Source organism: Achromobacter animicus (assembly GCF_040775605.1).
Lineage (GTDB): Bacteria > Pseudomonadota > Gammaproteobacteria > Burkholderiales > Burkholderiaceae_B > Achromobacter > Achromobacter animicus.
Genome location: NZ_JAYGJK010000001.1, coordinates 1,395,200 through 1,409,078 on the forward strand (window position 1 = coordinate 1,395,200; position 13,879 = coordinate 1,409,078).

The 13,879-nt window shown below is 66.5% G+C and carries 11 protein-coding genes; 5 read left to right on the top strand and 6 right to left on the bottom strand.

Annotated features, from left to right (window positions below; genetic code table 11):
* Nucleotides 1-68 precede the first annotated feature (68 nt).
* Both serB and mfd read right to left on the bottom strand, forming a co-directional pair.
* Nucleotides 69-926 carry a phosphoserine phosphatase SerB gene (serB, locus tag AB3147_RS06260; protein WP_367351578.1) on the bottom strand — a complete coding sequence of 286 codons (858 nt, stop codon included), beginning with the start codon at nt 924-926 and terminating at the stop codon, nt 69-71.
* Nucleotides 927-951: 25 nt separating this feature from the next.
* The gene (mfd, locus tag AB3147_RS06265; RefSeq protein ID WP_367351579.1) at nt 952-4,434 is read right to left on the bottom strand and encodes a transcription-repair coupling factor; all 3,483 of its coding nucleotides are present in this window, start codon (nt 4,432-4,434) and stop codon (nt 952-954) included.
* Nucleotides 4,435-4,463: 29 nt separating this feature from the next.
* Between mfd and ispD the strand changes: the two genes are divergently transcribed.
* The 3 genes from ispD (at nt 4,464) to AB3147_RS06280 (ending at nt 7,942) form a co-directional block, all read left to right on the top strand.
* On the top strand, nt 4,464-5,147 hold the full coding sequence (gene ispD / locus AB3147_RS06270) for a 2-C-methyl-D-erythritol 4-phosphate cytidylyltransferase (protein WP_175123004.1): 684 nt from the start codon (nt 4,464-4,466) through the stop codon (nt 5,145-5,147).
* Nucleotides 5,144-5,635, top strand: coding sequence for a 2-C-methyl-D-erythritol 2,4-cyclodiphosphate synthase (gene ispF, locus AB3147_RS06275; RefSeq protein ID WP_175137314.1), 492 nt, complete (start codon nt 5,144-5,146; stop codon nt 5,633-5,635). Before ispD ends, ispF begins: the two co-directional genes overlap by 4 nt.
* Nucleotides 5,636-5,812: 177 nt before the next feature.
* Nucleotides 5,813-7,942, top strand: a complete 2,130-nt coding sequence (locus AB3147_RS06280; RefSeq protein ID WP_255809083.1) for a DUF4344 domain-containing metallopeptidase — start codon at nt 5,813-5,815, stop codon at nt 7,940-7,942.
* A gap of 139 nt (nt 7,943-8,081) precedes the next feature.
* Here AB3147_RS06280 and AB3147_RS06285 read toward each other — a convergent pair whose 3' ends face one another.
* The 4 genes from AB3147_RS06285 to risA form a co-directional block, all read right to left on the bottom strand.
* On the bottom strand, nt 8,082-8,600 hold the full coding sequence (locus AB3147_RS06285; RefSeq protein ID WP_013392160.1) for a carboxymuconolactone decarboxylase family protein: 519 nt from the start codon (nt 8,598-8,600) through the stop codon (nt 8,082-8,084).
* Between the two features lie 76 nt (nt 8,601-8,676).
* A complete protein-coding gene (locus AB3147_RS06290; RefSeq protein WP_006217982.1) occupies nt 8,677-9,225 on the bottom strand; it encodes a peroxiredoxin in 549 nt (182 codons plus the stop codon).
* A gap of 60 nt (nt 9,226-9,285) precedes the next feature.
* Entirely contained in the window at nt 9,286-10,683 is a 1,398-nt protein-coding gene (risS, locus tag AB3147_RS06295; protein WP_437340380.1) for a sensor histidine kinase RisS, read from the bottom strand.
* A gap of 34 nt (nt 10,684-10,717) precedes the next feature.
* Nucleotides 10,718-11,452 carry a response regulator transcription factor RisA gene (risA, locus tag AB3147_RS06300; RefSeq protein WP_003813882.1) on the bottom strand — a complete coding sequence of 245 codons (735 nt, stop codon included), beginning with the start codon at nt 11,450-11,452 and terminating at the stop codon, nt 10,718-10,720.
* Between the two features lie 131 nt (nt 11,453-11,583).
* Here risA and tsaB point away from each other — a divergent pair, with 131 nt between their 5' ends.
* On the top strand, nt 11,584-12,840 hold the full coding sequence (gene tsaB / locus AB3147_RS06305; protein ID WP_367351580.1) for a tRNA (adenosine(37)-N6)-threonylcarbamoyltransferase complex dimerization subunit type 1 TsaB: 1,257 nt from the start codon (nt 11,584-11,586) through the stop codon (nt 12,838-12,840).
* On the top strand, nt 12,837-13,856 hold the full coding sequence (locus tag AB3147_RS06310) for a uracil-DNA glycosylase (protein WP_367351581.1): 1,020 nt from the start codon (nt 12,837-12,839) through the stop codon (nt 13,854-13,856). The genes tsaB and AB3147_RS06310 overlap by 4 nt, the downstream gene beginning before the upstream one ends.
* Nucleotides 13,857-13,879 lie beyond the last annotated feature (23 nt).

Sequence of the window (13,879 nt, forward strand, 5' to 3'; positions counted from 1 at the left end):
GCCACCTCATTTATTGAGGTGGCTTTGCTTTGGGGAAGGGGGCCGGTGTCAGACACCCTGTCGCAGGATCAGCTTTCGAACCAGTTCAGCACGCCGTCCAATCCCGAGACATTGAGCGCATAGCGCGTCTGCTGACGCACCAGCGGCTTGGCGTGGTAGGCCACCGGGAAGCCGGCGTTGGCCAGCATCTTGAGGTCGTTGGCGCCGTCGCCCATGGCGATGATCTGGTCCGTCGATGCGCCGTGCGTGCGCGCGAACTCGCGCAGGTGCGTGGCCTTGGCGTCGGCGTCCAGGATGTCGCCCAGCACGCGGCCGGTCAGCACGCCATTTTCGATCTCGAGCGTGTTGGCATGAGCGCTGTCCAGGTTCAGGCGGGCACGCAGGCGCTCGGTGAAGAAGGTGAAGCCGCCCGACACCAGCAGCACCTTGATGCCGGCGGCCTGGGCCGTGGTGATCAGACGCTCGGCGCCCGGATTCAGGCGCAGCTTTTCCTCGTAGACCTCGTCCAGCGCGCCAGCGGGCGCGCCCTTGAGCAGCGCAACCCGGCGGCGCAGGCTTTCCGCGAAATCTTTGATCTCGCCGCGCATGGCGGCTTCGGTGATCTCCGACACCTTGTCCTTCACGCCCACCACGCCCGCGATCTCGTCGATGCACTCGATGTTGATCAGGGTCGAGTCCATGTCCATGGCCAGGATCTTGCAGTTGGCCAGCTTCAGGCCGGCGGGCACGAAGGCAGCGTCGACGCCGCGCGCTTCGGCCCAGGCGCCCACCACGGCGCGCGTCTCGTCGTCGTGTTGCACGTCGAGCAGGCGGGCGGCGGTGTTGGTGATGCGCGCCACGCCCTGGGCCTGGGCCAGGGCGGCAAGCTGCTCCGCATGTTCGATGGCGAGGCCGGGGGATTGGACGACGAGATTGTGGGTAGTCATGGCGGATGGGTAAGGGTGTCGGGAATTACTTCAGGGCGCGCAGAACGGCGCGCACGGCGTCGGCACGGGCCGGGAGTTGAGGCGCCTTGATCTCGACGCGCAACTTGTCCTGCCCGGCCAGCTTGATGTGCCGCTGCCGCTGGACGAGCTCGATGATGCGGGCCGGATCGACCGAGGTCTTGGGGCCGAACTGGATCAGCGCCTGCGCTTCGCTGGCGTCGATCTTGACGATGCCCAGCGGTTGGGCGGCGAGGCGCAGGCGGTGCGTGGCCAGCAGCGTCTGCGCCGCCTCCGGCAGTTTGCCGAAACGGTCGATCAATTCTTCCTGGATGTGGATCAGGTCGTCTTCGTCGGCCGCGTGCGCCAGCCGCTTGTAGATGGCCAGGCGCGCGTGCACGTCGGCGCAGTAGTCGGACGGCAGCAGCGCCGGCGCGTGCAGGTTGACTTCGCACGCCAGGTTGAAGGGCGCGTCCAGGTCGGGCTCTTCGCCCGCGCGCAGGGCGCGCACGGCCTCGTTGAGCATCTCGTTGTACATCGAGAAGCCGACTTCCTGGATGTTGCCCGACTGCGAGTCGCCCAGGACTTCGCCGGTGCCGCGGATTTCGAGGTCGTGCATGGCCAGGTAAAAGCCCGAGCCCAGCTCTTCCATGGCCTGGATGGCTTCCAGCCGCTTCTTGGCGTTGCTGGTGATCGCGTCCTCGCCCGGGGTCAGCAGGTAGGCGTAGGCCTGGTGGTGCGATCGCCCGACGCGGCCGCGCAGCTGGTGCAGCTGCGCCAGACCGAAGCGGTCAGCGCGGTGGATCACGATGGTGTTGGCGCTGGGCACGTCGATGCCGGTTTCGATGATGGTGGTGCACAGCAGGACGTTGTAGCGCTGCTGGTAGAAGCCCTTCATCACCTGTTCGAGTTCGCGCTCGGGCATCTGGCCGTGCGCGACGGCGATCCGGGCCTCGGGCACCAGCTCTTCCAGGCGCGCGCGGCGGTTATGGATGGTTTCGACCTCGTTGTGCAGGAAGTAGCACTGGCCGCCGCGCTTGAGCTCGCGCAGCAGGGCTTCGCGCAGCGTGCTGCCGTCCTCGCGCCGCACGAAGGTCTTGATGGCCAGGCGCTTTTGCGGCGCTGTGGCAATGACGGAGAAGTCGCGGATGCCTTCGAGCGACATGCCGAGCGTGCGCGGGATGGGCGTCGCGGTCAGTGTCAGCACGTCGACTTCGGCGCGCAGCGACTTGAGCGCTTCTTTCTGACGCACGCCGAAACGGTGTTCCTCGTCGATGATGACCAGGCCCAGGCGCTTGAATTTCACGTCCTTAGACAGGATCTTGTGCGTGCCGATGACGATGTCGACCCGGCCGTCGTTGATGCCTTCGATGGCGCTGGAGACTTCCTTGGCCGAGCGGAAGCGCGACAGTTCCACGACGCGCACGGGCCAGTCGGCAAAGCGGTCGGTAAAGGTCTGCGCGTGCTGTTCGGCGAGCAGGGTGGTGGGGCACAGCAACGCCACCTGTTTGCCGTTGGCGACGGCCAGGAAGGCGGCGCGCAGCGCGACTTCGGTCTTGCCGAAACCGACGTCGCCGCAGACGAGCCGGTCCATGGGGCGGCCGGAGGTCATGTCGCTGATCACGGCCTGGATGGCGGCGGCCTGGTCGGCCGTCTCTTCAAAACCGAAGCCCTCGGCAAACGCCTCGTAATCGTTCAGCGGCAGGTTGAACGCAAAGCCTTCGCGCGCGGCGCGCTGCGCATACAGCGCCAGCAATTCGGCGGCGGTGTCGCGGACCTGCTTGGCGGCCTTGCGGCGCGCCTTGTCCCATTGGCCTGAACCCAGCTGGTGCAACGGTGCGGCTTCCGGGTCGGCGCCGCTGTAGCGCGCGATCACGTGCAGTTGCGACACGGGCACGTACAGCGTGCTGCCGTTGGCGTATTCAAGATGGAGGAACTCCATCTCGCCTTCGCCCATGTCCATGTTGACCAGGCCGTGATAGCGGCCGATGCCGTGCTGGGCGTGGACGACGGGGTCGCCCTCGCGCAGCTCGGACAGGTCGCGCACCATGGCTTCGACGTTGCTGGCGCGTTCCTGGTCGCGCTTGCCGCGGCGGCCGGTGGTCGCCAGTCCGGGGTAGAGATCGTTCTCGGTCAGGAAGGCAAGGTTGGCGTCGGGCAGTTCGAACCCGATGCCCAGCGGCGAGGCGACGATGCCGAAATGCGCGTCCGACGCCAGGAAGCTCTCGATGGTGTCAGGCTGCGCATCCGGCGTGACGCCAAATTCGTTCAGCATCTGCACCAGGGTCTCGCGCCGGCCGGCCGAATCGGCGCACAGCAGCACGCGGGTGTGCCGCTTTTCTACCAGCGTGCGCAGCTTGGCGATGGGATCTTCGGCGCGCCGCGCCACGCTGACGTCGGGCGCGGCCCGGAAGTCCGGATGCGGCTGGCCCGCAGTCAGCGACAGGCGGCGGAATGCCTTGAGGCGGCCATAGAGCGATTCGCTGTCCAGGAACAGGGCGGACGGCGGCAGCACGGGGCGTTCGCGGTCGCTTTTCAGGAAGCCGTAGCGGCTGGTCGTGTCCTGGTTGAAGCGCTGGATCGCGTCGTCAATGTCGCCGACGGTGACCATGACCGTGCCGTCGGCCACGTAGTCGAACAGCGTGGCGGTTTCTTCAAAGAAGAGCGGCAGGTAGTACTCGACGCCGGCAAACGGGATGCCGTTGCCGATGTCTTTATAGGGCAGGGCGCGGGAAGGATCGCCTTCGAAGACTTCGCGAAAGCGCGCCCGGAAGCGGTTGCGCGAGTCTTCGTCCATCGGGAATTCGCGGCCCGGCAGAAGCTGCACCTCGCGCACGGGGTACAGGCTGCGCTGGGTGTCGACGTCGAAACTGCGGATGGTTTCGATCTCGTCGTCGAACAGGTCCAGCCGGTACGGCACCACCGAGCCCATCGGGAACAGATCGATCAGGCCACCACGCAGGCAGAATTCGCCCGGCGAGGTTACCTGGGTGACGTGGTTGTAATTGGCCAGTGTCAGTTGGGCGCGCAGCGCCGCTTCATTCAGCCTGTCCTTCTGCTTGAACGAGAACGTGTAGGCGGCCAGGAACGAGGGCGGTGCGACGCGGTACAGCGCCGTGGTGATGGGCACCGTCAGCACGTCCACCGTCTTCATCATCAGCGAGTGCAGCGTGTTCAGGCGCTCGGAGATCAGGTCCTGGTGCGGCGAGAATGCGTCGTAGGGCAGCGTTTCCCAGTCGGGCAGCTGCCGCACGCGCAGGCTGGGCGCAAACAGCTGGATTTCCTCGGCCAGCCGCTGCGCTTCAAGGGGCTCGGCGGTCAGGATGACCAGCGGCGCGCTGGCCTGGCGCGCCAGATCGGCCAGCAGCCAGGCGTCGCCGGAGCCCGGCGGCCGGGGCTGCGCATAGCGCGTGCCGGGCTTCAGCGCGGACAGGGTGGGGACCGTGGCGGGGACGGGCGGTGCGGCCGTGGCGGAGGAGGAAGGGGCGGGCATCAGGCTGGAAGCGGACATCAAGCGAACGATTATAAAATCTCCGCACCATGTCTGACTCAATCATCGCAATCGTGCCCGCCGCCGGCGTCGGCGCCCGCGCCAGCCGGCCCGGGCACGAGGCCGTTCCGAAGCAATACCGTCCATTGGCCGGACAGCCCATGCTGCGGCACGCAGTAAGCGCGCTGTTGGCCGATGAACGCGTGTCGCAGGTGCGCGTGGCGGTCACGCCGGGCGACGGCTGGGTCGACGCCGCGCTGGCGGGCTTGCCGCGCACCGTCTGGCGTGCCTGCGGCGGCGCCACGCGCGCCGATACGGTCGCGGGCGCGCTGGCCGACAGCGAGGTCACGGACGATGCCTGGGTGCTGGTGCATGACGCGGCCCGCCCGGGCTTGCCCGCCGCGGCGCTGGGGCGGCTGATCGACGCGTGCCTGGCCGACCCGGTCGGCGGGCTGCTGGCACTGCCGGTGGCCGACACGGTCAAGGGCGGCCACGATCGCGTGGAACGCACGCTCGACCGCAATGGCCTTTGGCTGGCGCAGACGCCGCAGATGTTCCGCGCGGGCGTGCTGCGCGATGCGCTGACCGCCGCGTCCGTGAACGGCATCACCGTCACCGACGAGGCCTCGGCCATCGAGGCCGCCGGCTATGCGCCGCTGCTGGTCACCGGTTCAATGCGCAACTTCAAGGTGACGTGGCCGGACGATTTTGAACTGATGGAAAAATGGCTATGAGCATTCCTTTTCGCGTTGGGCAGGGCTTTGACGTGCACGCGCTGGTCGAAGGCCGGCCGCTGATCATCGGCGGGGTCACGATTCCCCATACCCACGGCCTCTTGGGCCATTCCGATGCGGACGTGCTGCTGCACGCGATCACCGACGCGCTGCTGGGCGCGGCGGGCCTGGGCGACATCGGCCGGCACTTTCCGGATACCGATCCGGCGTTCAAGGGCGCCGACAGCCGTGTGCTGCTGCGCGAGGCCATGGCGCGCGTGCGCAAAGCGGGGTGGACACCGGTCAATATCGACGCCACGCTGCACGCGCAAGCGCCCAAGATCGGCCCGCACGCGCCTGCCATGGTGAAGAACATCGCCGACGACACCGGCCTGGCCGAATCCGAGGTCAACATCAAGGCCAAGACCAACGAGGGCTTGGGTTATCTGGGCCGCAAGGAAGGCATCGCCGCCACCGTGGTCGCCTTGCTGGCGCGCGCGGACCCCTGACGCACGGGCCGCGCTGCGTGGCGTTCGCGCCACGCTTATCCAATATTCCGAAGCCGCCCGAGCCGCCAGGCCGGGCGGCTTTTACGTTGGCATACATCTTTAACAAATGAATAAGCGGACCGCATTGTTCTGACTTACGCTGCGCGACTTGAAATCTGACTAATCAGGGACACTCAGATGCGATTACGTGGCGCGGGGCTACTTTTTGTGCTGGCCGCTTTTGCTACCTCCGCCCACGCGGCCTACGAGAAGCAGCTCGGTCCACTGGCAGGCACGGTCAAGCAGCAGCTTTTGCAAGGCTGGCATGTCGGCGAGCAGGACGGCTGGTTCACCCTGCGCAACAGCGATGTCCCGGGCGGCGAGCAGACGTTCTACATCAACCCGGGACCCGCCCCGGAAAGCGGACGCATCACCGACGTCAACGTGATGGTCAACTCGAAGAGTCCCAAGGCGTCCATCGGCATTGCGCTGAACAACAACGCGCGCAAGGGCCTGTGCCTGCTGGAGATCCGGGCGGACCGCAACATTCTGCTGTTCTGTCTGGAAGGCCAGAAGCGCCGCGATATCGCGTCCGTGCCCAACGTCGCCAAGCTGGACGGCACCGACCGCATCCGGGTGGTGGAGGTGCCGGGCGCCGCGCGTTTCCTGGTCAATGGCCAGAAGATCGGCGATATCGAGGACGAGGCCGCGCTGGGCAGCGAGATCGGCATCATGGCCTATGACGAAGGCACGTTCGGCATTGCGGATTTCATGATCGTCTCGGACGTGGCCGGCAAGCCGGTCGGGGTGGGAGCGCAAGGGACCGCCGGACAGGGCAGCGCCGGGCGGGGTAGTGCTGGGCAAGGTAATGCCGGACAGGGTAGTGCCGGCGCGCCGCGCGTGCCATCGGCGGCGTCGCCCCCCGCCCAAGCCCCGGCCGACAACAGCCCGGCGCTGGCCGGCGCCGGCCCATATCCCCGTTTCGGCGGGGACACCTTGCGCATCGTCGCTGTCTACATCGGCATCATGCGCAGCATCTTCCTGCACGAGTTCGGACACGCCCTGATCGGCGAGCTGGAACTGCCGTCGACGGGCGCGGAAGAAGACGCGGTCGACATGTATTCGGCCTTGCGGATCGTCGAGCCCACCATCTACCCGTCCGACAACGAGGACGTGAACTTCATGGCCCGCGAGGCTGCCACGTATGCGGCCCTGCAGTGGTACTACAGCGGCATGCTGGCGGAAAAGCGGGGCGCGTCGGCGAACTCGGCCTGGCAGGACGAGCACACCGGCGACCTGAAGCGCTTCCGCAACATGCTCTGCATCATGTATGGCGGCAATCCCGCCGTCTTCGAGAACGTGGTCAAGCACGTCGGGTTCGAGGACCGGACCAAGGCGCGTTGCACCGACGAATTCAACAAGCAGAACCGGGCCTGGCGCCACCTGTTGGCGCCCCATACGCGCGTGGGCACCTGGACGCCGGACGGTCAGCAACCGGCCAACGCGCCCGGCGCGCCGGTCAACGTAGTGCTGGAACCCTCCAAGCGTAAGATCGGCAACCTGTTCGCGACGGCCATGTCCAACGCCGTCACCAACAGCGTCAAGGATCTGGGCAACACCTACGTCCTGCCGCGGCCGATCAATGTGACGTTCAAGGACTGCGGCCAGTTGAACGCCTGGTACAACCCGCGCGAGGGCTCGATCACGATGTGCTACGAGCTGATCGAGAACATCGCGGTGATGATTTCCGACATCGAAATGGGCACGGTCGGTGGCGAGGTCGTCGCCAACAAGGGTGGCGGGTCGCAGACGGCGCCGCGGCAAGCACCTGCGGCGGGGCAGGGCATGCCCGCGCTGCCCGCCGGCGCTTTCGACGAGCTGAAGGACTTCGGCGTGCCGCCGACCAGCCTGCTGTTCTCGTCCCCCTACCGGGGGCCGACGCCTGTCAAGCACACACGCGCCGATGTCATCACCACGGCCGACCTGGTCAAGCTGATCAATAACGAGAAGAACATCCTGATCATCGACACCAGCGCGGGGCGGGACACGCTGCCCATCGCCTATCCGCTGCCCGATGCCGGGTCGGACGGCAGCGTCGCGGACCATCTGCAAGGCGCGCTGGACGACTGGCTGAAGAAGAAGACCGGCGGGCAGCGCAACGCGCCCATCGTGTTCATGGGCGCGGGCATGAATGACCGCTCGGCCTACAACGGCGCGTTGCGCGCCGGGTCGCTCGGCTGGCGCGCCTACTGGTATCGCGGCGGCATGGAGGCGTGGACCGCCAACGGCCTGCCCACTGCGCCGGTGAAACCCGCCGCGGGCAAGTAATCCGGCGGTGACTCGCCGGGCTGCGGCAACGGGCCCGGCGCCGGCCGGAACCGCGTCATCGGAAACGACGCAACGTCGCCGCCAAAAGAAAAGCCCGCCTGCATGATGCAGGCGGGCTTTTTTGCGGTCGGCGAATCGCTTACTTGCCTTGCGCGGCCAGCGCCAGCGCGGCGGCGTTGACGACGGCGGCGATACGGCCGGCATCGCGCAGCTGTTCGGTCGACAGGCCGTCGTTCTTCAGGTTTTCATAATGCGAGGCCACGCAGAAGTGGCACTTGCCGATGATGGAGGCCACCAGGGCGAACAGCTCGAAGCGCTTCTTGTCCACGCCGCCATGGGTGGCGTAGGCATTCATGCGCAGCTGGGCCGGCAGGCTTTTGAGCTGGGCGTCGCCGGTCATCTCCACGTAGGGATACCAGGTGTTGTTCATGCCCATGAGGGCGGAAGCGGTCAGGGCGGCGTTCGCGTCGCCTTCGGACAGGCCGCTCTTGAAGGCTTCAACCAGCACCGGGCTGCGTGCGGCATAGGCGGCGGACAGGGCGGCGCCCACGGCGTCTTCGGGAGCCAGCGTCGAGCGGGCGATCACGGCGTCCAGATTCAGGCGGATGTCCTTGGCCCAATCCGGCAGCTGTTCCTTAATGGTCGTAAGAAATTCCATAGTTTTTACCTATAATCTAGCGCAGTTAAAGCCCGGCGCGGGCCCCTGCAGGGCAGGGTCCGGACCGGGCTGGAAATTACAGAGTGGCGCCGCCAACCGTACGGTTGCACGGGCACAGTTCGTCGGTTTGCAGACCGTCGAGCAGACGCAGAACTTCTTCCGGGTTACGGCCGACGTTCAGGTTGTTCACCGAAACGTGCTGGATCGTGTTGTCCGGGTCAACGATGAAGGTGGCGCGCAGCGCAACGCCAGCACCCTTTTCACGCACGCCCAGTTGGTCGATCAGGGCGCCGGTGGTGTCGCCGAATTGGTAGTGACCCAGCTTGTTCAGGTCCGGGTGCTCACGGCGCCAGGCCAGCTTGACGAATTCGTTGTCGGTCGAACCGCCCAGCAGGACGGCGTCGCGGTCTTCGAAATCCTTGGCCAGCTTGTTGAAGCCGACGATTTCGGTCGGGCACACAAACGTGAAGTCTTTCGGGTAGAAGTAGATCACCTTCCACTTGCCGGGGAACGAGCTTTCGGTGATGTCTTCGAACGCCGACACGCCGTTTTCTTCGTGCTGATTGAAGCCGGGCTTGACGCCGGTGACCTTGAAGGGTTCGAGTTTGTCGCCAACAGTTTTCATGTTTACTCCCGTAGTTGTTGGGTGGAGATGAGGCTAGGCCTCAAAACCATAAATTCTACGCTATGGATTATCGTTGTCTAATTGATAATTCCTAAACTTGGCTTTGGGCAGCTCTATCCTCGCGGTCAGTCCGCCGCCTTCTCGGGGCAGCATCCGGAGCGACCCGCCAACGTGTTTGAGCAGGCGTTCGACGATGGCCAGACCCAGTCCCGCACCGCTGACGCCGGTGCGCGCCGCCTCGCCGCGGGAGAACGGGCGAAGCAGGCGATCCACGTCTTCGGGCGCGATGCCGGGGCCGCGATCGGAGACCTCGATGACGATCATGCTGCCTTCGGCCTGCAGTGTCATGTTCAGGTGCGCCATGCCGTCATCGGGCGAGCGGCCGTAGCGACGCGCGTTCTCGATCAGGTTGCTGACGATACGCTTCAGGTCCAGCGCGGTGATGCGGGCGCGCAGGCCAGGTTCCAGCGCCGCGTCCAGCTCGCCGCCCAGCGAGGCGGTGTGGCTGCGTTCGCGTTCGTACAGTTCGGCCAGCACGGCGGAAATGTCTGTGGCGAGCTGCGGCAGGGTGCCGGCGGGACGGGCGTACTCCATGAGCTGCCCGATGCTGTGGTCGATCTGGCCCAGGTCTTCGTCGATGGCCTGCCGCGCGTCTTCCGACACGCCGCTCAGCTCGATTTCCAGACGCATCCGGGCAAGTGGCGTGCGCAGGTCATGTGAGATGCCCGCCAGCATGAGCTCGCGGTCGGCCTCGGCCTGGCGCAAGTCCTTGGCCATGCGGTTGAACGACGCGTTCAGGTCGCGGATCTCCAGCGGGCCTTGTTCGGGCAAGGCCGCGGGCGTTTCGCCGCGCGACAGCACCTGGGCGGCCCGCGCCAATCTGGACAGCGGCCGGTTGACGAAGCCCACGCTGACGGCCGCGCCGACCAATGACAGCAGCAGCGCCGTGGCGCCCCAGCCCAGCCACTCGATTCCGCCTGTAAGACCGATCTGCTCACGCTCGAACACCAGCCAGTACAGATCTTTTTCTATCTGGAAACTGACCCAGAAGCCAGGTACCTGGTTCACGCCCCAGGCAATCTGCGTCTCCGGGCCGAAGCGCGTGCGGATATGCTGCGCCACACGCTGCCAGTAGTCGTCGTCGGGGAGGGCTTCGGCGAAGTCGGTGACCTCGCGCGGGTAGACCTGGATGCCTTCGTTGGTGGCCAGGTCCAGGAGGAGTTTGCTGCGTTCGCCGTTATGCGAATAGATCAGCGCGGTGCGCGTGATATTGACGGCCGTGATCACCCGCTGCGCCATTTGATTGGCGCGCGGTCCCAGCTCCATGCTGAAAAATACTTGAAGCCACGCGCCCAGGCTGACCAGCATCAGCGCGGCGAGCAAAAGGAACGTGCGGCCGAACAAGCCGAGCCGCAAACGGGATGTCAGGTTCCTGAATGTTCTGCGCAAGCGCGGCACGATGCTGCGCTCCTGCACCGGGCGGGCCAGCCGATCAGCTACCACCGTCCGGAACGAACACGTACCCCAGACCCCAGACGGTCTGGATGAATACGGGCTTGGACGGGTTCGGCTCGATCAGCTTGCGCAGACGCGAGATCTGGACGTCGAGGCTGCGATCGAAGGCTTCGTATTCGCGGCCGCGGGCCAGTTCCATGAGCTTGTCGCGCGACAGGGGAATCTTCGGATGGCGCGCAAAGACCTTGAGCACCGAGAATTCACCCGTGGTGATGGGCACCTGTTCGCCGTTGCGCGTGAGCGTACGGGTGGACAGATTCAGCACGTAGGGGCCGAAGGCGATGGACTCGTTTTCCTGGCTGGGCGCGCCGGGGTGTTCCTCGGTGCCGCGGCGGCGCAGAATCGCATTGATGCGCGCCAGCAGTTCACGAGGATTGAACGGCTTGGACAGGTAGTCGTCCGCGCCCATCTCAAGGCCGACGATGCGGTCGATTTCTTCCGCCTTGGCCGTGAGCATGATGATGGGGGTATTGTCGTGGCCACCGCGCAGCCGGCGGCAGATGGACAGGCCATCTTCGCCGGGCAGCATCAGGTCCAGCACGAGCAGGTCAAAATGCTCTCGTTGCCAGAGTTTGCCCATCTCTTTCGCGTCTTCGGCAACGAAAACGTTGAAACCCTGTTCGGACAAGTACCGGCGAAGCAGATCGCGCAAGCGCGGATCGTCGTCAACGACGAGGATTTTTCGGGTGGGGGTGGTGTTTTGCGTATTCATGGCCGGAAATGTAACAGTGACAAGAACCGGGGGCTAGAGGGCGTTCACAAGATATTACACATTGCGATCCCTGGTTGAAATCCCCCTTACACACGGGGGTAACAGCGGCTTATTTCGTACAATCTGCATCTATGGAACTAAACCTGCTGGCACTGGAAACTTCGTCGTCACGTTGTGGCGTGGCCCTTTTACGGGCGGTCGACGGCCGTCTGGAGATCAGCGTCCGCGAACACGAAGGATCCCAGGAACACGCCGAGCGCCTACTGCCTATGGCCGATGCGCTGCTCGCCGAGGCCGGCATCACGCCGTCCGGGTTGCATGCCGTGGCGTTCGGGCAGGGGCCCGGCGGCTTCACCGGGCTGCGCGTGGCATGCGGCGTCGCACAGGGCATGGCCCTGGGGCTGGGGATCCCGGTGTTGCCTATTGTTTCGCACCAGGCCGTGGCAGCCGACGTCGATGGCACCCCCGCCGACGCTGTCGTCGTGGCCCTGGACGCCCGCATGAACGAGGTCTATCTGGCAGTCTACCGCCGCGGCGACGCCGCGGGCGAGGAATCTGTCTGGGAAGCGCTTCAAGCTCCGATGCTGATTGCCGCCGCCGAGGTCGTACCTTGGACGGCGCACCATCTGCCCAACTGGTCGGCCCGCGCCGGGCAGCCGCTGACGCCGCTACTGGCTGGCGATGCCTGGGAAGCCTATGCCGCCGACATGGCCGTGCCTGCCGAATGGCGCCGGGCCACCGAAGCCCAGCGGCCGCAGGCCGCCAGCGTGGCGCGGCTTGCCCGCCAGGGCTGGCTGCGCGGCGAAACCCTGGCGCCCGAGCTGGCCGCGCCGCTTTATGTGCGCGACAAGGTGGCGTTCACCACCGCCGAGCGCCTGCGCGGCGAGGGCGGAAATCCCAAGGCGCAGCCGTCGCTTGCCGCGCCGGTCCCGCAGCCCATGACGGATGCCGATCTGGACGAGGTCGTGGCGCTGGAGGCGCAAGTGCAGGCCTTCCCCTGGACCCGCGGAAACTTCGCGGACGCGCTGGCGTCGGGTTATGGCGCCTGGACGTTGCGGCGGGAGGGCAAGCTGGCGGGATTCTGCATTCTGATGTTTGCGCCGGACGTGGCGCATCTGCTGGTGATCGCGGTGGCCCAAGACTTGCATCGGCAGGGACTGGGCGGCGTGATGCTCGACTGGTGCGAGCAGCAGGCGCGCGAACGCGGCCTCGAAGGCCTGCTCCTGGAAGTGCGGCCGTCCAACACGTCCGCCATCAGTTTCTATAAGGGCCACGGCTATCTCCAGATCGGCATGCGCCGGGCCTACTACCCAGCCGAGAAGGGCGGTCGCGAGGACGCCATCGTTATGCAGAAACGCTTCGGCGAACCCGACGGAGCACCGGCATGAGCCCGATGGACGCCGCGCCGCGCCCGGCGCCGCCCCGCATCAACCCGTTGCAGCGCATCTGGTTGCGCGAGCTTGGCATGGAGCGGCTATGGCTGCGCACGCCGCCTGCCGTGCCGGTCGCCAAGGCGGGGCCAGTAGCGTCTGGCGCCGCGCCCGGGCAGACGCCGGCTGCCGCGTCTCCTGGCGGTCCGAATACCGCACCCCATTCCCCGATTGTTGCGCCGACTCCCGTCGAAGCGCGGCGCGACGCCCCGGCGGCTGCTCCGGTGGACGCCGCCGAGCCGGTCGCCCCGCCCGCCGTGGCGCGCACTGCCCCGGCAGAGCCGGCTTCTGGCCGCGCATCGGCTATTCCGGCTTCGATCCTGAACCGCACCGGCCCCCCGCCGCGTCCCGCGCCGAAGGTCGAGGTCCAGGAAGAGGCGCCGCCGCCCATTCCGGTGGCCGAGGCCGTCAAGGATGCCAATCTGGAGCAGTTGGCGGCGCAGGTCGTGGCGTGCGCCGCGTGCGGCCTGTGCAAGGGACGCCGTCACGCGGTGGTCGGGCAGGGCGCCCAGCCCACCCGCTGGCTCGTCGTGGGCGAAGCGCCGGGCGAACAGGAAGACCGCCAGGGCCAGCCTTTCGTGGGCCGGTCCGGCCAGTTGCTGGACGCGATGTTGGCAGCGGTGGGCATGAGCCGCGAGCGCGACGTTTTCATCACCAACGTCATCAAGTGCCGTCCCCCGGGCAACCGCAATCCCAAGCCCGAGGAAATCGCGGCCTGCAGCCCGTACCTGATGCGGCAGATTGCGTTGCTGAAACCCGAGCGCATCCTGGTGCTGGGCCGGTTCGCGGCGCAGACGCTGCTGGGCACCGACGCCACCATCGGCAACCTGCGTGGCCGCGTCCATCACCTGAAGACGGACGAAGGCGTGCAGATCCCGGTCATCGTGAGCTACCACCCCGCCTACCTGCTGCGCAGCCCGTCCGAGAAGGCGCGCGCCTGGCAGGACCTGAAGCTGGCCGCCCGCGAGCTATAGGGCGCAGGGGTCAAAGAAAAACC